Source organism: Pseudomonas kielensis (genome assembly GCF_030505375.1).
GTDB lineage: Bacteria > Pseudomonadota > Gammaproteobacteria > Pseudomonadales > Pseudomonadaceae > Aquipseudomonas > Aquipseudomonas kielensis.
On sequence record NZ_CP130043.1, the window covers coordinates 1,802,837 to 1,823,552 of the forward strand.

Here is a 20,716-nt window from a genome sequence, read left to right on the forward strand (position 1 = left end):
AAACGGTCGCGAACAAGTCTCTACCTAAGTCAAAAATGGGCCAACGAACGCTGATCCCCGTAGCGCGGGATTATCTAGTAGCCCGCGTTACAACGCATCAGGGGTAACAAAGTATTTATTGCGAAAAACCCCTGTTTCGCCCCGAAACAGCCCTGAAAAGATGTTTCAAACACTTTCAGGTCTGCAACAGGAAGGTCACCGGGCCATCATTGACCAGATGCACCTGCATATCCGCGCCAAATCTGCCTGATGCCACATTGCCATGCAACTGTTGCGCCTTGCCTAATAGATAGTCAAAAAGCTCTTCGCCCAGTGCCGGAGGGGCAGCGGTCGAAAAGCTCGGGCGCAGGCCATTTTTGGTGTCGGCGGCCAGGGTGAACTGCGAGACCAGCAGCAACCCCCCACCGACATCGGCCAAGGACAGATTCATCTTGCCCTCAGCGTCGCTGAATACCCGATAGTTAAGCAGCTTATGCAAAAGTTTGTCGGCGCTGGCCCGGGTATCGTCGGGTTCCACGGCCACTAGCACCAGCAAGCCCTGGTCGATCGAGCCGACAACCTCCCCCGCCACCTCGACGCGCGCGCCACGCACGCGCTGCAACAGGCCCTTCATGCTTCTTCAGGCGGCAGATCGAGCAAACGCCGCGCCATCTGACTGGCCGCCCGTACCAGGGCATCGGTAATACCCGGCTCGGAGGCAGCGTGCCCGGCGTCGCGGATCACCTGCAGCTCACTGTTGGGCCAGTTCTGATGCAATTCCCAGGCATTGTCCAGCGGGCAGATCACGTCGTAGCGACCATGCACGATGACGCCAGGCAGGTGGGCGATCTTGCCCATGTCGCGAATCAGCTGGTTAGGCTCGAGGAAAGCATTGTTGGTGAAATAGTGGCATTCGATGCGGGCAATCGACAGCGCACGCTGTGGCTCGCAGAAGCGATCGACCACCAGCGGATTCGGACGCAGGGTCGCGGTGCGCCCTTCCCACAGCGACCAGGCCTTGGCCGCGTGCATCTGGGCAATCTGGTCGTTGCCGGTCAGGCGCTTGTGGAAGGCCTTGAGCAGGTCGTCGCGCTCGTCCTGTGGGATAGGCGCGATGTAGTCCTGCCAGTAGTCGGGGAACAGACGGCTGGCGCCCGCCTGGTAGAACCATTCGATTTCCTGCGGGCGGCAGAGAAAAATCCCGCGCACGATCAGGCCGTGCACGCGCTCAGGGTGGGTTTGCGCGTAGGCCAGGGCCAGGGTCGAACCCCAGGAGCCCCCGAACAGCACCCATTTGTCGATGCCCAGGTGCTGGCGAATCCGCTCAAGGTCGGCGACCAGGTCCCAGGTGGTGTTGTTTTCCAGGCTGGCGTGGGGCGTGGAGCGGCCACAACCGCGCTGGTCGAAGGTGACAATGCGGTACAGGTTCGGATCGAAGTAACGTCGGCTCATCGCGTCGCAGCCCGCCCCGGGGCCACCATGAATGAACACTACCGGCAAACCTTCCGGTGATCCGCTTTCGTCGACATACAGGGTATGGGTTTCATCGACGGCCAGATCATGCCGGGCGTAGGGTTTGATCTGCGGGTACAAAGTCTGCATTGCGCGCTCCGTAAGGGGTCGAGGTCATCCCTGGGGGGACTTCTATTATTCTGCCGTTGGGCATCATAAACCCGAATAGCGCAATGAGCATGTCCCTGAAGAAAATACGGTTTTGCGGCGCCGGCGAGGGTCCTTTCCCACGCAAACTTGCAGGGCGCATGCACAATCTGCAAACACCCCGAGTCACTGTGGGAAAGCAGGCCGGCCGGTAGACCGCCTCGCCGTGCCCTGGCTCTTGATCTTGATGCACCCGCCCCATCGGCAGGCTGAGCGAAGGCATGCATCCGGGGGGAGGCGCGTAGCGCCGTGCGGCGAAGCCGCCTACATCGAGAGGAAGTGCAGCGCAGCAAACCGGAGGCGATGCCCCCGGATCGATACCGTAGCGAAGGTACCCCGAGCCTGAGCGAGGGGCCGTACGTCAGGGGTAAACAACGGATAAACCCACAAACCCAGGATCAAACGATCTTGAGAGCTTCCCCTCAACCGTATCGCTGCCGACCCCAGGCCAACATCCCTTGCAGCAGTTGCTTGAGCACCACCTGGGTCGGGGCCGCCAGGTCGGGGCGGTAGCGGAACGGCTCGAACTCTTCCATATAGGTGCACTGCCCCAGCTCCAGTTGCACCGCATGGATGTTTTCGCCCGGGTTGCCGTAATGACGGGTGATGTGGCCGCCCTTGAAGCGCCCGTTCAACACGTGACTGTAATCGCTGTGACGCGCACAGATCGCTTCCAGCTCGGTGGCCAGCGTCGGATCGCAACTGGCGCCATTGAAGGTGCCGAGGTTGAAGTCCGGCAGCTTGCCCTCGAACAGGTGCGGGATCACCGAGCGGATCGAGTGCGCATCGAACAGCATGGCGTAGCCAAACTCGGCCTTGAGCCGCGCCAGCTCCTGTTGCAGCGTGCGGTGATACGGGGTCCAGACCTGCTCCAGATAGCGTGCGCGCTCCTCGGCAGACGGCTCCAGGCCTTCGCGGAACAACGGCACGCCATCAAACAACGTTGCCGGGTACAGGCCGGTGGTGGCGCCGACGTACAACGGCTTGTCGTCGGACGGACGGTTGAGGTCGATGACGAACCGCGAATACTCCGCCGCCAGGGTGCTGGCGCCCAGCTCCTGGGCGAACTCGTAAAGTGTCGGAATGTGCCAGTCGGTGTCCGGCAGGCTTTGCGCGGCGGGGATCAACCCGGCCTCGACAGCCGGCGTCAGGCGCAAACCGGCATGGGGCATGCTGATCAGCAGCGGCACCCGGCCTTGTTGGAAGTTCAGAACCTTATCCACAGCTGTTCTCCTAAATCTCGACTTCAACGCCGTGACGCACGACGCGTTTTTCCAGGTCACCACCCAACCAGTACGACAGGTCGGCCGGACGTTCGATCTGCCAGGCAACGAAGTCGGCCATTTTGCCCACTTCCAGCGAACCGTGGGTGTCGGCCATGCCCAGCGCCGTGGCGGCGTGGATGGTCGCGCCGGCCAAGGCTTCCTCTGGCGTCATGCGAAAGCAGGTGCAGGCCATGTTCAGCATCAGGCGCACCGACAGGGCCGGCGAAGTGCCGGGGTTGAGGTCGCTGGCGATGGCGATTTTCACCCCGTGCTTGCGCAGGGCATCCATCGGCGGCAACTGGGTTTCGCGCAGGAAGTAAAAGGCGCCGGGCAACAGCACCGCGACAGTACCGGACTTGGCCATGGCGATGGCGTCGTCTTCGGTCATGAACTCCAGGTGGTCGGCCGACAACGCCTGATACCGCGCCGCCAGGCTTGCGCCGTGCAACGACGACAACTGCTCGGCGTGCAGCTTCACCGGCAGGCCCAGCTTCTGCGCGGTGATGAACACCCGCTCCACCTGCGCGGGCGAAAACGCCAGGTATTCGCAGAACGCATCCACCGCATCCACCAGCCCTTCAGCCGCCAGGGCCGGGAGCATCTCGCTGCAGATGTGTTCGATGTAGTCATCGCTGCGATCGGCGTACTCCGGTGGCAAGGCGTGGGCCGCCAGGCAGGTGGTGCGCACGCTGACCGCAAACGCCTCACCGAGGCGCCGGGCGACCCGCAGCATCTTGCGCTCGCTGGCCAGGTCCAGACCATAGCCAGACTTGATCTCGATGCTGGTGACGCCGTCGCGCAGCAGGCTTTTCAGGCGTTTGGCGGCACTGGCGAACAGTTCGTCCTCCGTTGCGGCACGGGTGGCGCGCACGGTGCTGGCGATGCCACCGCCGGCGGCAGCGATCTCGGCATAGCTGACCCCTTGCAGGCGCTGTTCGAATTCGCCGCTGCGGTTGCCGCCGAACACGGTGTGCGTGTGGCAGTCGATCAGGCCCGGGGTCACCCAGGCCCCCGCGAGGTCATGGACTTCGGGGTAATAATCGGACGGCAGCTCGCCACGTGGGCCGATCCACTCAATGTGCGCACCAGACGTCACGATGGCGGCGTCCTCGATGATCGAGTACGTGCCTTGGGCCATGCTTGCAACGTGGCAGTGTTGCCAGAGCGTTTTCATCCCAGGCCTCCGTTAGGTTATCGATGGGACATGGAAGGTTCGCAGGTGACCTCGACCGCCGTTGGGGCAGCGGGCTTGACCCACAATTTATAGGCAATCACCAGCAGGACGATCCACACCGCACCGACCACCAGCGCTGCCTGGGTGTCCGGGAAGTAACCCAGCACACCAAAGACAAACAGCATGAACACAATCGCGGCCGCCGGCGCATAAGGCCAGAATGGTACCGGGAATTTCAGCTCGGCGACTTGCTCGCGGGTCATCGAACGGCGCATGGCCACCTGGGTAACCAGGATCATCAACCACACCCAGACGGTGGCGAAGGTCGCGATCGAGGCGATCACCAGGAACACATCCTTGGGAATCAGGTAGTTCAACACCACGCCGCCCAGCAACGCTGCGCCCATGACCACCACGGTCATCCACGGCACACCCTGTTTCGACAGCCGCGCAAACCCCTTGGGTGCGTGGCCCTGCTGCGCCAGGCCGTACATCATGCGCCCGGCGCCGAAGATGTCGCTGTTGATCGCCGACACGGCCGCCGAGATCACCACGATGTTGAGCACGGTCGCCGCCGCGCCGATGCCCAGGCTGTCGAAGATCTGCACGAACGGGCTGCCCTGGCTGCCAATCTGTGGCCATGGGTAGATCGCCATCAGCACAAACAGGGTCAGCACGTAGAACAGCAGGATCCGCAGGGGCACCGCATTGATCGCCCGTGGAATCACCCGTTGTGGGTCCTTGGCTTCACCGGCGGTGATGCCGATGATCTCGATGCCGCCGAACGCGAACATCACCACCGCCAGGGAGGCGATCAAACCGCCGACGCCATTGGGCATGAAACCACCGTGGGCCCACAGATTGCTCAGGCCGGGAGCCTGTTCAGTGCCGGCCGTGCCGATGCCGAAGAGCATGATGCCAAAACCGCCGAGGATCATCGCCACGATGGCGGCGACTTTCAGCAGCGACAGCCAGAACTCCATTTCGCCGAAGACCTTGACGTTGCACAGGTTCAGCCCGCCGATCAGCAGCACGATGCCCAGCACCCAGATCCAGCGTGCGACTTCCGGGAACCAGAAGCCCATGTAGATGCCGAAGGCGGTGACGTCGGCCAGGCAGACGATGATCATCTCGAAGGCGTAGGTCCAGCCGAGGATGAAGCCGGACATGGGGCCCAGGTAGGTGCTGGCGTAATGGCCAAAGGAGCCCGAGACCGGGTTGTGGACGGCCATCTCGCCGAGGGCGCGCATGACCATGAAGACGGCGGCACCACCAATCAGGTAGGCCAGCAGCACGGCGGGGCCGGCCATCTGGATGGCCGAGGCGGAACCGTAGAAAAGCCCGGTGCCGATCGCCGACCCCAGTGCCATGAAGCGAATATGTCGGGCGGATAGCCCGCGTTTCAAGCCTTTGTCTGGCTGTTGCATTGCTCGTCCCTAATTATTCTTATCGACGCAATAATCGCATCACCAACAAACCCACTCCCACAGGTTCAGCGCAATCCTTGTGGGAGTGGCGGTGCGACGATTCGATTTGCCCGTGATGGGTCCCTTACAGACTTGGCAGCAACTTGGCCGTCACCAGTTCATTCAGGCAGCGCGAAGCCAGCAGCTCGCTGGCCGCGTTGATGTCCGGCGCGAAGAAGCGGTCCTTCTCGTAGAACGGCACTTTGGCGCGCAGGATGGTGCGGGCTTGTTCCAGCTTCGACGAGGTTTTCAGGCCGTCGCGCAGGTCCAGGCCCTGGCAGGCAGCCAGCCACTCGACTGCGAGAACACCACGGGTGTTTTCAGCCATTTCCCACAGGCGCTTACCTGCCGCTGGGGCCATGGACACGTGGTCTTCCTGGTTGGCCGACGTCGGCAGGCTGTCTACCGAGTGCGGGTGGGCCAAGGCCTTGTTCTCGCTGGCCAGGGCCGCTGCCGTCACCTGGGCAATCATGAAGCCGGAGTTGACGCCACCGTTGGCCACCAGGAACGGCGGCAGCTGCGACATGTGCTTGTCCATCATCAACGAAATGCGGCGCTCGCTCAGGGAGCCGATTTCCGCGATGGCCAGGGCCATGTTGTCGGCGGCCATGGCCACTGGCTCGGCGTGGAAGTTACCGCCGGAGATCACATCGCCTTCGCTGGCGAAGACCAGCGGGTTATCGGACACGGCGTTGGCTTCGACGGCCAGCACTTCTGCGGCCTGACGGAACTGAGTCAGGCAGGCGCCCATGACTTGTGGCTGACAACGCAGGGAGTACGGGTCCTGGACCTTGTCGCAGTTCTGGTGCGAATCAGACACTTCACTGCGCTCGCCCAGCAGGTCGCGGTAGGCCGCGGCCGCGTCGATCTGGCCTTTCTGGCCACGGGCTGCGTGGATGCGCGCGTCGAACGGCGAGCGCGAACCCAGCACCGCTTCCACGGTCAGGCCGCCCAGGGCCAGGGCACCGGCGAACAGGTCTTCACCTTCAAACAGGCCACGCAGGGCGTAGGCCGTCGAGACCTGGGTGCCGTTCAGCAGCGCCAGGCCTTCTTTGGCGGCCAGGGTCAGCGGCGCCAGGCCGGCGACTTTCAACGCCTCGGTGGCTTCCAGCCATTCACCTTTGTAGCGGGCCTTGCCTTCGCCCAGCAGGACCAGCGACATGTGGGCCAGGGGCGCGAGGTCACCGGATGCACCAACCGAACCTTTGAGCGGGATGTGCGGGTACACCTCGGCATTGATCAGGGCGATCAAGGCGTCGATCACCACCCGGCGAATGCCGGAGAAACCACGGCTCAGGCTGTTGACCTTGAGCACCATGATCAGGCGCACCAGCGCATCGCTGATCGGCTCGCCGACACCGGCGGCGTGGGACAGCACCAGGGAGCGCTGCAGGTTTTCCAGGTCTTCGCTGGCAATGCGGGTCGAGGCCAGCAGGCCGAAACCGGTGTTGATGCCGTAGGCGGTGCGGTTTTCCGCGAGGATCTGTTCCACGCAGGCCACGCTGGCGTCGATCTGTGCCGAGGCACTGTCGTCCAGGGTCACACGCACCGGCTGTTGATACACGGCACGCAGTTGGGCAAGGCTCAGTTGGCCTGGGATAAGGTTCAGCGCAGTCACATTCATTCTCCTTTTGAGAGTTTTATTAACCAGACGCTCCGGAAGTGTCCGTTGTCCGTCGCTTCCCGCTTTTGAGGGGTGGCGCCTTGGCACGCTGGCTTTGTTAGAAATCAGTACAAATCGGCAAATGTCTTTTGCAGCAAATCCGGGTCTTTCAACAGCGCGGCGGCACTGGCGATGTCCGGCGCCAACCAACGGTCCTGGTCGTAGGCGGCAACCCGCTCGCGCAACAGGCGCCAGGCGGTATCGGTGCCAACGCCGAAGCCCTGGTCCTTGAGGAATTCAAACGCCTGGGCCGCCAGCAGGTACTCGATGGCCAGGATCTGTGTGCAGTTCTCCAGCACCCCGTGCAGTTTCAGCGCAGCGTTGGTGCCCAGGCTCAGGTGGTCTTCCTGCAGGCCCGAAGTCACGTAGTTGTCCAGTACCGCCGGTTGCGCCAACTGGCGGTTTTGCGCGCAGAGCGAAGCCGCGACGTACTGCACGATCATCATCCCCGAGTTCACCCCGGGGTTGGCCACCAGGAACGCCGGCAGGCCACTGACGTGCGGGTTGATCAGGCGGTCGAGACGGCGCTCGGCAATCGAGCCGATCTCCGCCATGGCAATCGCCAGCAGGTCGGCCGCCAGGGCCACCGACTGGCCGTGGGGGTTGGCCTGGGAAACCACGCGGTAATTGTCCGCGGTGCCCAGCACCAGCGGGTTGTCGGTGGCGCCGTTGAGTTCGGTTTCGATCTGTTTGATCGCGTGCACCAGTTGATCGCGCGCAGCACCGTGCACCTGCGGGATCGAGCGGATGCTCAGGGCATCCTGGGTGCGAATGCCTTTGCTCTGGGCGATCACTTCGCTGCCGTCGAGCAAGGCCCGCAAGTTGATCCCGACTTGCTGCATGCCCGGGTGCGACTTGAGCGCGATGATTTCTGCGTCGAATGCATCGATCTGCCCGCGCTGGGCTTCGAAGCTCATGGCGCCGATCACGTCGGCCCATTCCAGCAGGCGCGTGGCATCGGCAATCGCCAGGCAGCTCAGGCCGCTCATGCACGGCGTGCCGTTGACCAGGCACAAGCCGTCCTTGGCCCCGAGCTTGACGGGTTGCAGGCCTTCTTCGGCCAGCGCTTGCTGCGCGGAAACGATCTGCCCGCGATAGCTGACATTGCCCACGCCCAGCAGCGCGATGCCGATGTGTGCCATGTGAGTCAGGTAGCCCACGGAACCTTGTGACGGCACTTGCGGGGTGATGCCCCGGTTGAGCAGCGCCAGCAGCGCTTCGACGACCTGACGGTGCAGGCCGGATTTGCCGTGGCTGTAGTTGACGATGGCCGCGCACATGATCGAGCGGGTCTGCTCGTTCGTCAGCGGCGCACCCACGCCGCAAGCGTGGCTGAGCAAGGTGTTGCGCGACAACTGGCTGAGCTGTTCGTCTTGCAGCGATACGTTGCACAGCGCGCCCAGGCCGGTGTTGATACCGTAGGCACGTTCGCCGCTGGTGACGATGCGCTGGACGATGGCCTGCGCGTTTTCGATGCGCGCCCAGATCGGCGCCGACAGCTCGAGCGGTGCACCATCACGGGCGACAGCGACGACGTCCTGCCAAGTTACCTGCGCTTCGGTGATAACGATTTTTTCAGCCTGGGACATCTTCAACCTCGCGTGTACAACCTGAATATTGATGCAGCCCTGCCGACCCCATCGCGAGCAAGCTCGCTCCCACATTTGAAATGCATTCCCCTGTGGGAGCGAGCTTGCTCGCGATGAGACCGGCACAGTCGCCACAAACCTCTTAAACCACCGCCGCCCGCCGCTGCACGAAGCGGTCGACATACTCGTCGGCCGGCGAGTGCAGGATCTCTTTCGGCGTGCCGACCTGGATCAGGCGGCCGTCCTTGAGGATCGCGATGCGGTTGCCGATGCGCACGGCTTCGTCGAGGTCGTGGGTGATGAACACGATGGTCTTGTGCAGCGTCTTTTGCAGCTCGAGCAACTGGTCCTGCATTTCAGCGCGGATCAGCGGGTCGAGGGCACTGAAGGCTTCGTCCATCAGAATGATGTCGGTGTCTGCCGCCAGGGCACGGGCCAGGCCCACCCGCTGACGCATACCGCCGGACAGCTGGTGCGGGTATTTGTTTTCGTACCCCTTCAGGCCCACGGTGTTGATCCAGTGCAGCGCACGCTCGGAGCACATGGCTTTGCTTTCGCCACGGATTTTCAAGCCGTAGGCGACGTTGTCCAGCACGCTCTTGTGTGGCAACAGGCCGAAGCTCTGGAACACCATGCTGATCTTGCGCCGACGAAATTCGCGCAGCGCGTCCATGTCGTATTGCAGGATGTCCACGCCGTCCACCAGGATCGCGCCGCTGGTCGGGTCGATCAGGCGGTTGAAGTGGCGGACCAGGGTCGACTTGCCGGAACCCGACAGGCCCATGATCACGAAGATCTCACCGCTGCCGATACTCAGCGACAGGTCGTTGACCCCGACCACGCAGCCGGTTTCGGCCAGTACCTGGTCCTTGCTCTTGTTCTGGCGAATCATGTTCAGCGCATCGGCGGAACGATTGCCGAAAATCTTGAAGACGTTTTTGACTTCGATCTTGGCTGCGTTGCTCATTTGCTCACCTCATGCCGTGGCCGGCCGTAGGCCTGGGTAATGCGGTCGATGACCACAGCGAGAATCACGATCGCCAGACCGGCTTCAAGGCCCCGCCCAACGTTGAGAGTCTGGATACCCACCAGCACGTCCTCACCCAGGCCACGGGCACCGATCATCGAGGCGATCACCACCATCGACAGGGCCATCATGGTGGTCTGGTTGATCCCGGCCATGATGCTCGGCAGGGCCAGTGGCAGTTGCACACCAAACAGTTGTTGCCAGCGGTTGGCACCGAAGGCGTTGATGGCCTCCATAACCTCGCCGTCAACCTGGCGAATACCCAGGTCAGTCAGGCGGATCAGTGGCGGCGCGGCGTAGATCACGGTGGCGAAAATCGCCGGCACCTTGCCCAGGCCGAACAGCATCAGCACCGGGATCAGGTACACGAAGCTGGGCATGGTCTGCATGATGTCCAACAGCGGCATCAACACCGAACGCAGGCGGTTGCTGCGCGCCGAGAGAATCCCCAGCGGAATGCCGATCAGCACCGAAATGACCGTGGCCACCATCATCAGCGCCAGGGTCTGCATCAGCTTGTCCCACAGGCCAACGGCACCGACCAGGAACAGCAGGCCGACGATCACGCTCGTGGTCAGCACTTTGCGGGTGGCGTGCCAGGCCACGCCCGCGACGATGGCCAGCATCAGCCACCAGGGCGCCGCACGCAGCAGGCCTTCGAGGTTGACGATGGCCCAGAGCAGGGTGTCGGAGATGTGCCGGAACACATCGCCGTAGTTGGTCACCAGCGAATCGACCCAACTGTTGACCCAGTCGGCGATGGAAAAGGTAAAGCTTTCAGGAAACATAGGAGACTCTCAATCAAGGGGTTGTGATCAAGCGTCCGACGGCCCTTGCAGACCGCCGGAAAGGCTCGAACTACAAGGCCGCGTCGATTTTCTTGGCAGCGTCTTCACTGACCCAGGCGCGCCAGACTTCAGGATGTTCCTTGAGGAAGATCTTCGCCAGTTTTGGCGACTCGATCCGCTCTTTGGTCATGCGGGCCAGGTTCTGGTTCAGCAGGTCGATCGGCAGATTGACCTTCTCCAGCACGGCCACCAGTTCGGGTGCTTGTTCGTGGAAGGTCTTGGAAAGGCCGACCTTGATGTCCACGCTCTTGTCCACACCGGGCTTCTCTTCCAGTTTCACCAGGTCGACCTGGCCCATCAGCGGGGTTGGCGACCAGTAGTAGAACAGGATCGGCTCGCCACGCTTGTAGCTCGACAGCACCGCGGCATCCAGCGCCGGACCGGTGCCTGGGCGGAAGTTGGTGTAGCTGCTTTCCAGGCCGTAGCTCTTGAGCATCTCGCTGTTGTCCAGCTCACAGGTCCAGCCGGCCGGGCAGTTGTAGAAACGGCCTTTGCTCGGCTCTTCCTGATCCTTGAACACGCTGGCGTACTTGGCCAGGTCAGCGATGGCCTTGAGGTCCGGCGCCTTGGCTTCCAGCTTGCGCTTGGCATCGCCTTCGATCACGTAGCGCGGCACGTACCAGCCTTCAACGGCGCCGACCACCGGGGCGCCGACACCGACGACCTTGCCGGCCTTCTCGGCCTTGTTCCAGACTTCGCTGCGGCCAACCCACTCCTCAGCGAAGACTTGAATATCGTTGCTGCTCAGGGCGTTTTCCATGGTGATGGAATTGCCTGGCAGGCTGTCTGTCTTGCAGTCGTAACCTTTCTCCAGCACCACCTGCATCACGTCGGTCAGCAGCATGCCGCTTTCCCAGTTCAGCCCGGCGAATTTCACTGGTTTGCCTGATTCACACCAGCCGGCCGCCTGGGAGGCGCCAGCATTGGCCAACAGGCCTACAGCAATCAAAGTGCCCAGCAGAGTCTTGTTGATTTTCATTGTATGACGCTCCTATTCAGGAATTGGCTTACGGCAGTCAAGAGGCATCCAGGCCTGTCCACTTCCAATTGAGCTTCACTGCTGTCATGCGGTGGGCTCCACTCAGCTTTTTATTCGATGACCGCGTAAGTCCACGGTTTCAGCCTGCACAAGCAATCTCTGCCGACATAACTGATGTAGGAGCTGGCTTGCCCGCCGGCTCCTACAGGGAGTGCGTTACTGGCCGGTGATCATCGGCAGGTTCAGGCCCTGCTCTTTGGCGCAGTCGATCGCGATCTGGTAACCGGCGTCGGCGTGGCGCATGACGCCAGTGGCCGGGTCGTTGTGCAGGACACGGGCGATACGCTCAGCCGCTTCGTCGGTACCGTCGCAGACGATCACCATGCCCGAGTGCTGGGAGAAGCCCATGCCGACGCCGCCGCCGTGGTGCAGGGAAACCCAGGTCGCGCCGCTCGCGGTGTTGAGCAGAGCGTTGAGCAGTGGCCAGTCGGACACGGCATCGGAACCGTCCTGCATCGATTCGGTTTCGCGGTTCGGGCTCGATACCGAACCGGAGTCCAGGTGGTCGCGGCCGATCACGATCGGTGCCGACAGCTCGCCGCTGCGCACCATTTCGTTGAACGCCAGGCCCAGCTTGGCGCGCAGGCCCAGGCCCACCCAGCAGATACGGGCCGGCAGACCCTGGAAGCTGATGCGCTCGCGCGCCATGTCCAGCCAGTTGTGCAGGTGAGCGTCGTCCGGGATCAGTTCCTTGACCTTGGCGTCGGTCTTGTAGATGTCTTCGGCATTGCCCGACAGCGCAGCCCAACGGAACGGGCCGATACCACGGCAGAACAGCGGACGGATGTAGGCCGGTACGAAGCCTGGGAAGTCGAAGGCGTTTTCCACGCCTTCTTCCTGCGCCATCTGACGGATGTTGTTGCCGTAGTCGAAGGTCGGAATCCCCATTTTCTGGAAGTCGAGCATCGCCTTGACGTGCACGGCCATCGATTGCTTGGCGGCTTTGATCACAGCGGCGGGCTCAGTCTTGGCACGTTCGCGGTACTGATCCCAGGTCCAGCCGGCGGGCAGGTAGCCGTTGAGCGGGTCGTGGGCGCTGGTCTGGTCGGTGACCATGTCCGGGCGCACACCACGACGGACCAGTTCCGGCAGGATTTCAGCTGCGTTGCCCAGCAGGGCGATGGAAATCGCCTTGCCTTCCTTGGTGTATTTTTCGATGCGGGCCAGCGCGTCGTCGAGGTCTTTGGCTTGCTCGTCGACGTAGCGGCTTTTCAGGCGGAAATCGATACTCACTTGCTGGCATTCGATGTTCAGCGAGCAGGCGCCGGCCAGGGTTGCAGCCAGAGGCTGGGCGCCACCCATGCCGCCCAGGCCTGCGGTCAGCACCCAACGACCTTTGAGGTCATCGTTGTAGTGCTGGCGACCGGCTTCGACGAAGGTTTCGTAGGTGCCTTGGACGATGCCCTGGCTGCCGATGTAGATCCAGCTGCCGGCGGTCATCTGGCCGTACATGGCCAGGCCCTTGGCATCCAGTTCGTTGAAGTGTTCCCAGCTGGCCCAGTGTGGCACCAGGTTGGAGTTGGCGATCAGTACGCGCGGGGCGTTGGTGTGGGTCTTGAACACGCCGACCGGCTTGCCGGATTGCACCAGCAGGGTCTCATCGTCATTCAGGTTGGTCAGGCTTTCGACGATCTTGTCGTAGCATTCCCAGTTACGCGCTGCGCGACCGATACCGCCGTAAACCACCAGTTCTTTAGGGTTCTCGGCAACTTCCGGGTCGAGGTTGTTCATCAACATGCGCAGCGGCGCTTCGGTCAGCCAGCTCTTGGCGGTGAGCTTGTTACCGCGGGCAGCGCGGATTTCAACGTCACGGTATTTCGTAGGCTTATTCTCGGTCACGAACAGAACTCCTCAGCAATCAATCCAAACCAACCCAGGCGGCGGGCGAGCAAGCCGGCGAACAACGATGCGCACCAGCGAATCAGTGGACGATGGTCGAGTCTCCGTGACTCATACGCATACGTCTTTACTTGTACATACAAGCATATGCAATCGAGCGGCCAACTTGCCGGGCAGGCATTCAAGAAAAACGCTGAAAGGGCTGGAGGGCGCCTGAATCAAGGGTTCTTGCGTGGATGATTTTTTTCGCGGGGACGTTTTCGAGGGCATGCCCGTTGTTACTGCAACGTGGTTTTGCGCCACGTTGGGGCGTTCGGTAACACGCGCTGCTCAATTCAGCGCACTCCAGAAACACCCTACAACCTCATTAGAAGCGTCCGACTCTACCGCCACCGATCCTCGCCGACTTCATAACCACCCCCCCTTGAAGTCACGCCTGCGAGGAACCCGCAATGAAACAGTGGAAAGTCAGAACCCATCTCCTGCTGCTTGCCGGCACCCTGCTGACCAGCTTGATGTGCATCGGCGCACTCGGGTTGTACGGGATGCGCTCCACGGTCCAGGGACTGGAGACGGTATACCTCGACCGGGTCATCCCGCTGCAGGACTTGAAGAGAATTTCCGAGCTGTATTCCGTCCAGATCGTCGACGCCACACACAAGGCCCGGGACGGCATCTACACCGCCGCACAAGCCGCTGAACAGATCAGCCTGGCGTTACCGGAGATCGAACAACGCTGGCTCAGCTACCAGTCGACGCACTTGATTGCCGACGAAGTGCAACTGATCGGCGAAATCGCCCCACTGATGCAGGCAACCGAAGCGCCGCTACGGCACTTGCAGGCGCTACTCAACCGCAGTGATCTGTCGAACCCGAGCCTGGAGCACTTCGCCGCCCAACAGCTCTACCCCTTGATCGACCCGTTGACCTCGCTGTTTTCGCAACTGACCGACGTTCAACTGCAAGAGGCACGAAAACAGTACGAGCTCAGCCAAGCTCGCTACGAGTTCTACAGGAAGCTGGAGGTCATTGTCCTGGCGCTGACGCTGCTGTTCGCCAGCCTCTACGCCGCGATTTTCTGCGCCAGACTGGTGCGCTACCTCGGTGCCGAACCCCACGAGTTGGCCGCGATCAGCACACACATCGCCCAGGGCCAACTCTTCGAACCGCCCACCTTCAGCGCAACCACTACGGGAGTCATGCAATCCGTCGAGGCGATGCGACGCAGCCTGCGCAGCATGATCGGCAAAATCCGCGAGGCCTCGCGGCACATCGAGGCCTCGACCAGACGCCTGGGTACCTCGTCCGAGCAAGGCCTGAAACAGGCCGCCGAACAGACCAGTGCCGCGTCTTCCATCGCCGCGGCCGCTGAACAGATGTCGGCCAACATCACCCACATCGCCGAGAGTGCCGTGCAAGCACGCGATACCACGCAAAAAGCCGAACAGATCACCGTCCAGGGCATGACCGCCATGGACCGATCCATCATTGAAATGCAGCAAATCGCGCAGTTGGTGACCCAGACCTCGAGCGATCTCGATCAACTGACCGTGCACTCCAATTCCATCGGGAAAATCGTCGACGTGATCCACAGCATCGCCGAACAAACCAACCTGCTCGCGCTCAACGCCGCCATCGAGGCCGCCCGGGCCGGGGAGCAAGGCCGCGGGTTTGCCGTAGTTGCCGAAGAAGTACGGGAGCTGGCGATCCGCACGACCCGCTCCACTGCCGAGATCGTAAAGCTGGTGAGTACGATCCAGGGCGGCATGCGCAAAGCGAACAACAGCATGAGCGCCGGTCGTGAGCGGGTGCTTCAGGGCCAGCAACTGATCGACAGTGCCGGCGCATCGATGAATGATGTAAAAAACGCGCTGGATCAGTCACTCGACGCGGTCAGGCAGATTTCCCACGCCTTGCAGGAGCAACGCGTGGCCAGTGAGGACGTCGCGCGCAATGTGGAAACCGTCGCACAGCGTGTTGAGGAAAATGTCGCGGCACAACAGGACGTCGTGACCACCACGCACGCGCTCAAGCGGATGTCGAGTGAACTGGAGGAGACCGTTCGAGGCTTCATCCTCGAACGGGAATAACCGGCATTAGCGCTGCGGCGTCAACTCGATCACGCAGCACGGGCCACTGACGGAGATTTCCAGCAAACCGCGGTTACCGTCCAGTTGCAGGCAATCATGGCGACCCAGTTGCTGGGCACCTTCACTGAGCTTCACTGCAAGTTGTTCGGTGACACTGAACACCAGCACAGTGCCCGCTGAAGTAAAGAAACGCTGCTCGCCATCCAGCCACTGCAACCGCGCGCTGTAACGCTGCGGCGCATAAATCAGGTTGAAGTCACGAATCGCCCCACCCAGCAGTGTGCACGACACCTGGCTCTCGCCGCTGAAGGCAAAGGGGTCCAGCGGTAACAGTGGACGCGTGTCCTGACCATCGACGGTCAAGCGCATGCCGGCGCCTTGCAGCACGGTAATCACCCGCTGATAACCGGCGAAGGTGGAGAAGCCGCCCGACTCGCCGATATCGGCAATCGACAGGCGCCAGCCGAAACCGTCCAGGCCGGTGCCGGCATCGCGGGTAATTTCTTCAGTGCTACCGCCGCCATTCTTCCACGGCATGCGCGGATAGTCGGCCGCGCGCAAGACCTTCAACTGACTCATGGGTGCCTCGTGTCTTATTTATGAAACCGCCCTTCCAGACGATGACGGGAACCGGGGTGGATCAGGCGTGCAGCCGTCACCGGCTGGCGGCCCGACCAGGTGCGCCGACGAATCAGCAGGCACGGCTCGCCCTTTTCGATTTGCAGCAACTTGCACTCGCTGGACTCGGCCAGGATCGCCTCAACCACGTGCTCGCCCTCGGTCAGGGGCGCCACCTGGTTCAGATAGGCATACGGCGTTTGTTGGGTGAAGTCTTGCTTGAGGTAGTCCGGCGCCACCAGGGCGTTCACAAAACGATCCTCGATCTGCACCGGAATATCGTTCTCGAAATGCACGATCAGCGAATGGAAGACCTTCTGCCCTTCGCGCATGTCCAGCGCCAGCGCACGCTCGGAACCGGCAGCCTCTTCTTCCAGGGTGATCACCTTGCAGGTGTGGCGGTGGCCACGGGAGGCGATCTCATCGGCAATGTTGTGCACTTCAAACAGCGCGGACTGGCTCTTGGGTTCGGCGACAAAGGTTCCGACGCCCTGCATGCGCACCAACAGGCCGTCGGCCGTCATCTCGCGCAGGGCGCGGTTGATGGTCATGCGGCTGAAACCCAACTGGCTGACCAGCTCGCTTTCCGACGGCACACGGTAGTGCGGCGGCCAGTTTCCACTGTCGATCTGCTGGGTGATCATCTGTTTGACGCGTGCGTACAAGGGCGCCGGACTGTCGCCCAGGTTGGCACTCAGCGTCGATACTGCAGGCGGAGTCGGCACAGGAAATCCTTGTTGATGGATGAAAGTCACTAGCTTGCCGGAGTTTACCGAGCAGGCAAACGTCTGTATATGTATATACAAATAACACACGATGGGGTGCTGAACCATGTCCGCCTTCTTTGCCGAACGCGCGCTACTGCCTGACGGATGGGCCAACAATGTACGTCTTGAGGTCGGTGCCGATGGCCTGCTGACCCACATCCAGGTCGATGCCAGCGCGCAAGGCGCGGAACGGCTGAGTGGTCCGTTGCTGCCGGGCATGCCCAACCTGCACTCCCATGCGTTCCAGCGGGCGATGGCCGGCCTGGCGGAAGTGGCAGGCAATCCGAACGACAGTTTCTGGACCTGGCGCGACCTGATGTATCGCCTCGTCGGAAAAATCAGCCCGCATCAGTTGGGCGTGATTGCCCGCCAGCTGTACATCGAAATGCTCAAGTGCGGCTACACCTCGGTCGCCGAATTCCACTATGTGCACCACGATCACAATGGCCAGGCGTATGCCGACCCCGCCGAGCTGTCGCTGCAGATCAGCCACGCCGCCAGCGCCGCCGGTATCGGCCTGACCCTGCTGCCGGTGCTGTACAGCCATTCCGGTTTTGGTGGCCTGGCGCCGAACGATGGCCAGCGCCGCTTTATCAACAGCACGCAAAACTACCTCGACTTGCAGGCGCGTTTGCAGCCGATCCTGGCGCAACAGCCGGCACAGCGCCTGGGCTTGTGTTTCCACTCATTGCGCGCGGTGACACCGCAGCAGATCAGCGACGTGCTGGCCGCCAGCGACCCGCAGTGCCCGGTGCATATCCACATCGCCGAACAGCAGAAGGAAGTCGACGACTGCTTGGCCTGGAGCGGTCGCCGGCCATTGCAGTGGCTGTATGAAAACACCGAAGTCGATCAGCGCTGGTGCCTGGTGCACGCGACCCACGCCAATCCGGAAGAAGTCAGTTTGATGGCCAGAAGCCGAGCCATCGCCGGCCTGTGCCTGACCACCGAAGCCAACCTGGGCGACGGGATTTTCCCGGCCGTGGACTTCCTCGCCCAAGGCGGGCGCATGGGGATCGGCTCCGACAGCCATGTGTCGCTGAGTGTGGTCGAGGAATTACGCTGGCTGGAATACGGCCAGCGCCTGCGCGATCAACGCCGCAACCGCCTGTATGGCGCCGAGCAACCGATGGTCGGTCGCACCCTGTACGACGCCGCGCTTGATGGCGGCGCGCAGGCGCTGGGCCAGCCGATAGGCGCCCTGGCAGTGGGCAAGCGCGCCGATTGGTTGGTGCTCGATGGCAATGATCCTTACCTGGCGACCGCCAGTGGCGACGCCATTCTCAACCGCTGGCTGTTTGCCGGCGGCGACCGTCAGGTCCGCGACGTGCTGGTCAACGGCAAGTGGGTGGTGCGTGACGGCCATCATGCTGGCGAGGAAGAGAGCAGCCGGGCGTTCACCCAAGTGTTGCGCGACCTGCTGGGCTGATCGCTGCACAGGTGGTAGCAAGGCTTGCCGGCGATGGCGTCGATACATTCGCCAGCGCCGGCAAGCCTTGGGTCTGCGGTTACTTCGAGGTCTTGGCCATCCGCTCATCCGACACACGCCAGATCAGGCGAGTGGTGTCGTAGCCCTGCTGACGCGCCCTGCTCAGCAGTTCTTCACGGGTCTCGGCGTTGACTTGCGGCTTGCGCGACAACAGCCAGAGGTAGCGGCGGTTGGGGTTGCCGACGATCGCGGTCTGGTAGTCATCGCTGACGTACAGCACCCAGTAGTCGCCCTTGACCACACCTGGCAACAGGCGGGTAAACCAGTTATCGAAATTCACCCACAGCTTGTCGGTCTTGCCCGGCACCTGCGGCGTCGCCGTGCCCCGGGCTTCTTCCCAGGTCCACTCTGGCGTCAGGCAGCGGTTGAGCACGCCCATGTCGCCGTCGGGCTTGAGGGCGTAGTGGGCTTCGGACTGGGCGCAGTTGCGCTGGAAGTACATGGGCATGCGCGCCAACTCGTACCATTTACCCTGGTAACGCTTGAGGTCGACGTTATTGGCCGTTTTGGGTGCCAGCGAATCATCGCCAGAGGTGGCACAGCCGGCCAAGAACAGACCGGCTAAAAGAACGAGTACAAACCGCATCATTATTTTTCTCCCGTGGGCGCTTGGCCCCGGTTTACTTCAGGCCTTGCCCGGAAAACATCAACACTTTGTCACCGGCAAATTGCACGCTGATAAAGCTGTTCTTGTCGCCCCAGGTGCAGCTGGACATGCCCAATGCGCCGGAACAATCCGCAGGTTTGCCCAACAGGGTTTCGACCTCGGCCTTGGGCATGCCCGCCGAGAGTTTCGAGTAGTTTTCCTGGTTGACCTTGCTGCATGCGGCCAACAGCACGCAAAACGACAGCAAGGCGATAGATCGCAGCGACATGGTGAAACTCCTGGGAAGAGACGCTGGCATGGCTGCCAATCAGAAGCTTAGAAGAGAAAACCCCCATCTGGTTCCCAGCGCAGGCGGGTATTTCTTGAACGGTCAGATCGGCGCCCAAGGCTTGAATCGGACACTGTTTTGCGCCGTACGACATTTCGTCGTTTTTTGCCAAACCCGTCTCATCTTTGCCGCCGCCCTGTCGACATAGAAGCATCGCCAAGCCCTGCTGTGGCAATTTGACGCCCCCCTCGTTGACCCGTCCTCCCGCGGTAGCTCTCTTAATGACCAGAAACATGAAGTTCAGCCACAAGATCCTGCTCGCCGCTGCCCTGGTGGTGGCCGTTGCATTCGCCTGTTTCATCCTGTTCAACGACTATCGCCAGCGTCAGACCCTGCGCGCCAGCACTGAAGCCTCGATGCAGGAGCTCGGCAGCCTGACCACCAGCAACATCCAGACCTGGCTGGAAAGCCGTATCCAGCTCCTGCAATCGCTGGCCCAGCAGGTCGCGATCGATGGCCCGGCGCCGGCCACGCTCAAGCGCACGGTCGGCCTGCCGGTGTACACCAGCAACTTTCAGCTGAGCTACTTCGGTGGCACCGACGGCCTGATGTTCTCGGTACCGGCCGGCAATCGCGCCGCAGACTACGACCCCCGCAGCCGTGGCTGGTACAAGGCCGCCAACAGCGCCCAGCAGACCATCGTCACCGAACCCTACATCGCGGCGTCCTCGGGCAAACCGGTGATCACCGTGGCCACCCCGGTGCAGCACCAGAACCAGTTGATCGGCGTGGCCGGGGCAGACATCGACCTGGCCAACGTCAGCGCCATCATCAACTCCCTGGACTTCGACGGGCACGGGCACGCCTTCATTGTCAGCGGCGCCGGCAAAATCCTGATTCACCCGGACAGCAAGCTGGTGCTCAAGAGCCTGGCCGAGGCCTACCCCGCCGGAGCACCCAGCGTCAGCGCCGGAATGAAGGAAGTCGAGGTCAACGGCAAGCGCCAGTTCATCTCCTTCACCCGCGTCAACGGCGTGCCCTCGGCCGACTGGTACGTCGCCCTGGTGCTCGACCAGGACACCGCGTTCGCGATGCTCAGCGAGTTTCGCACCTCGGCGATCATTGCCATGCTGATTGCCGTGGTGATCATCATCGCGCTGCTGGGCATGTTGATCCGTGTCCTGATGCAGCCGCTGCTGGACATGGGCCGGGCGATGCATGACATCGCCGAGGGCGAAGGCGACCTGACCAAGCGCCTGACCATTCACGGCCATGACGAGTTCGGCGCCCTGGGTGTCTCGTTCAACCGTTTTGTCGAGCGTATCCACA

Annotated in this window: 17 protein-coding genes and 1 pseudogene; 3 read left to right on the plus strand and 15 right to left on the minus strand. The window is 62.1% G+C overall.

Going from position 1 to position 20,716, the window contains the following annotated elements; genetic code table 11:
• Positions 1-175: 175 nt before the first annotated feature.
• The 11 genes from dtd to hutU form a co-directional block, all read right to left on the minus strand.
• Positions 176-613 carry a D-aminoacyl-tRNA deacylase gene (gene dtd, locus Q1W70_RS08485; protein WP_166592160.1) on the minus strand — a complete coding sequence of 146 codons (438 nt, stop codon included), beginning with the start codon at positions 611-613 and terminating at the stop codon, positions 176-178.
• Positions 610-1,581, minus strand: coding sequence for a prolyl aminopeptidase (gene pip, locus Q1W70_RS08490; protein ID WP_166592159.1), 972 nt, complete (start codon positions 1,579-1,581; stop codon positions 610-612). The genes dtd and pip overlap by 4 nt, the downstream gene beginning before the upstream one ends.
• A 479-nt stretch (positions 1,582-2,060) precedes the next feature.
• Positions 2,061-2,861, minus strand: coding sequence for an N-formylglutamate deformylase (gene hutG, locus Q1W70_RS08495; RefSeq protein ID WP_166592158.1), 801 nt, complete (start codon positions 2,859-2,861; stop codon positions 2,061-2,063).
• A gap of 10 nt (positions 2,862-2,871) precedes the next feature.
• Positions 2,872-4,077: an imidazolonepropionase gene (hutI, locus tag Q1W70_RS08500; RefSeq protein WP_166592157.1), complete on the minus strand. Its 1,206-nt coding sequence runs from the start codon at positions 4,075-4,077 to the stop codon at positions 2,872-2,874.
• Between the two features lie 17 nt (positions 4,078-4,094).
• Positions 4,095-5,504, minus strand: a complete 1,410-nt coding sequence (locus tag Q1W70_RS08505) for an amino acid permease (protein WP_166592156.1) — start codon at positions 5,502-5,504, stop codon at positions 4,095-4,097.
• Positions 5,505-5,628: 124 nt separating this feature from the next.
• Positions 5,629-7,167, minus strand: a complete 1,539-nt coding sequence (gene hutH / locus Q1W70_RS08510; RefSeq protein ID WP_166592155.1) for a histidine ammonia-lyase — start codon at positions 7,165-7,167, stop codon at positions 5,629-5,631.
• 104 nt (positions 7,168-7,271) lie between these two features.
• A complete protein-coding gene (locus Q1W70_RS08515; RefSeq protein ID WP_302098758.1) occupies positions 7,272-8,795 on the minus strand; it encodes an HAL/PAL/TAL family ammonia-lyase in 1,524 nt (507 codons plus the stop codon).
• A gap of 142 nt (positions 8,796-8,937) precedes the next feature.
• Complete coding sequence (locus Q1W70_RS08520) at positions 8,938-9,762, minus strand: quaternary amine ABC transporter ATP-binding protein (protein ID WP_166592153.1); 825 nt, start codon at positions 9,760-9,762, stop codon at positions 8,938-8,940.
• The gene (locus Q1W70_RS08525) at positions 9,759-10,610 is read right to left on the minus strand and encodes an ABC transporter permease (protein ID WP_166592152.1); all 852 of its coding nucleotides are present in this window, start codon (positions 10,608-10,610) and stop codon (positions 9,759-9,761) included. The genes Q1W70_RS08520 and Q1W70_RS08525 overlap by 4 nt, the downstream gene beginning before the upstream one ends.
• 70 nt (positions 10,611-10,680) lie before the next feature.
• Positions 10,681-11,649, minus strand: coding sequence for an ABC transporter substrate-binding protein (locus tag Q1W70_RS08530; protein WP_166592151.1), 969 nt, complete (start codon positions 11,647-11,649; stop codon positions 10,681-10,683).
• A 216-nt stretch (positions 11,650-11,865) separates the two neighbouring features.
• Entirely contained in the window at positions 11,866-13,548 is a 1,683-nt protein-coding gene (gene hutU, locus Q1W70_RS08535; protein ID WP_265537070.1) for a urocanate hydratase, read from the minus strand.
• Between the two features lie 452 nt (positions 13,549-14,000).
• On the opposite strand from hutU, the gene Q1W70_RS08540 reads away from it, so the two are divergent.
• A complete protein-coding gene (locus Q1W70_RS08540; RefSeq protein WP_302098759.1) occupies positions 14,001-15,638 on the plus strand; it encodes a methyl-accepting chemotaxis protein in 1,638 nt (545 codons plus the stop codon).
• Positions 15,639-15,644: 6 nt separating this feature from the next.
• Here Q1W70_RS08540 and Q1W70_RS08545 read toward each other — a convergent pair whose 3' ends face one another.
• Together Q1W70_RS08545 and hutC are read right to left on the minus strand one after the other, a co-directional pair.
• Positions 15,645-16,217, minus strand: coding sequence for a HutD/Ves family protein (locus tag Q1W70_RS08545; RefSeq protein ID WP_182343145.1), 573 nt, complete (start codon positions 16,215-16,217; stop codon positions 15,645-15,647).
• A gap of 14 nt (positions 16,218-16,231) precedes the next feature.
• Positions 16,232-16,900 (minus strand): histidine utilization transcriptional repressor HutC, encoded by a 669-nt coding sequence (hutC, locus tag Q1W70_RS08550; protein ID WP_232534619.1) that lies wholly within the window; start codon positions 16,898-16,900, stop codon positions 16,232-16,234.
• A gap of 187 nt (positions 16,901-17,087) precedes the next feature.
• Between hutC and Q1W70_RS08555 the strand changes: the two genes are divergently transcribed.
• Positions 17,088-18,452: a formimidoylglutamate deiminase gene (locus Q1W70_RS08555; RefSeq protein ID WP_166592147.1), complete on the plus strand. Its 1,365-nt coding sequence runs from the start codon at positions 17,088-17,090 to the stop codon at positions 18,450-18,452.
• A 79-nt stretch (positions 18,453-18,531) separates the two neighbouring features.
• Here Q1W70_RS08555 and Q1W70_RS08560 read toward each other — a convergent pair whose 3' ends face one another.
• Positions 18,532-19,101: a lipocalin family protein gene (locus Q1W70_RS08560; protein ID WP_166592146.1), complete on the minus strand. Its 570-nt coding sequence runs from the start codon at positions 19,099-19,101 to the stop codon at positions 18,532-18,534.
• Between the two features lie 31 nt (positions 19,102-19,132).
• A complete protein-coding gene (locus Q1W70_RS08565; RefSeq protein WP_095167330.1) occupies positions 19,133-19,387 on the minus strand; it encodes a hypothetical protein in 255 nt (84 codons plus the stop codon).
• Between the two features lie 293 nt (positions 19,388-19,680).
• Between Q1W70_RS08565 and Q1W70_RS27270 the strand changes: the two are divergent.
• Positions 19,681-20,703: pseudogene (locus tag Q1W70_RS27270) on the plus strand (HAMP domain-containing protein); the annotation flags it as partial.
• Between the last annotated feature and the right edge of the window lie 13 nt (positions 20,704-20,716).

Coding starts and splice junctions, on each gene's coding strand:
- dtd (WP_166592160.1), bottom strand. CDS start 613: ATGAAGGGCCTGTTGCAGCGCGTGCGTGGCGCGCGCGTCGAGGTGGCG.
- pip (WP_166592159.1), bottom strand. CDS start 1,581: ATGCAGACTTTGTACCCGCAGATCAAACCCTACGCCCGGCATGATCTG.
- hutI (WP_166592157.1), bottom strand. CDS start 4,077: ATGAAAACGCTCTGGCAACACTGCCACGTTGCAAGCATGGCCCAAGGC.
- Q1W70_RS08505 (WP_166592156.1), bottom strand. CDS start 5,504: ATGCAACAGCCAGACAAAGGCTTGAAACGCGGGCTATCCGCCCGACAT.
- hutH (WP_166592155.1), bottom strand. CDS start 7,167: ATGAATGTGACTGCGCTGAACCTTATCCCAGGCCAACTGAGCCTTGCC.
- Q1W70_RS08515 (WP_302098758.1), bottom strand. CDS start 8,795: ATGTCCCAGGCTGAAAAAATCGTTATCACCGAAGCGCAGGTAACTTGG.
- Q1W70_RS08520 (WP_166592153.1), bottom strand. CDS start 9,762: ATGAGCAACGCAGCCAAGATCGAAGTCAAAAACGTCTTCAAGATTTTC.
- Q1W70_RS08525 (WP_166592152.1), bottom strand. CDS start 10,610: ATGTTTCCTGAAAGCTTTACCTTTTCCATCGCCGACTGGGTCAACAGT.
- Q1W70_RS08530 (WP_166592151.1), bottom strand. CDS start 11,649: ATGAAAATCAACAAGACTCTGCTGGGCACTTTGATTGCTGTAGGCCTG.
- Q1W70_RS08540 (WP_302098759.1), top strand. CDS start 14,001: ATGAAACAGTGGAAAGTCAGAACCCATCTCCTGCTGCTTGCCGGCACC.
- Q1W70_RS08545 (WP_182343145.1), bottom strand. CDS start 16,217: ATGAGTCAGTTGAAGGTCTTGCGCGCGGCCGACTATCCGCGCATGCCG.
- hutC (WP_232534619.1), bottom strand. CDS start 16,900: ATGATCACCCAGCAGATCGACAGTGGAAACTGGCCGCCGCACTACCGT.
- Q1W70_RS08555 (WP_166592147.1), top strand. CDS start 17,088: ATGTCCGCCTTCTTTGCCGAACGCGCGCTACTGCCTGACGGATGGGCC.
- Q1W70_RS08560 (WP_166592146.1), bottom strand. CDS start 19,101: ATGATGCGGTTTGTACTCGTTCTTTTAGCCGGTCTGTTCTTGGCCGGC.
- Q1W70_RS08565 (WP_095167330.1), bottom strand. CDS start 19,387: ATGTCGCTGCGATCTATCGCCTTGCTGTCGTTTTGCGTGCTGTTGGCC.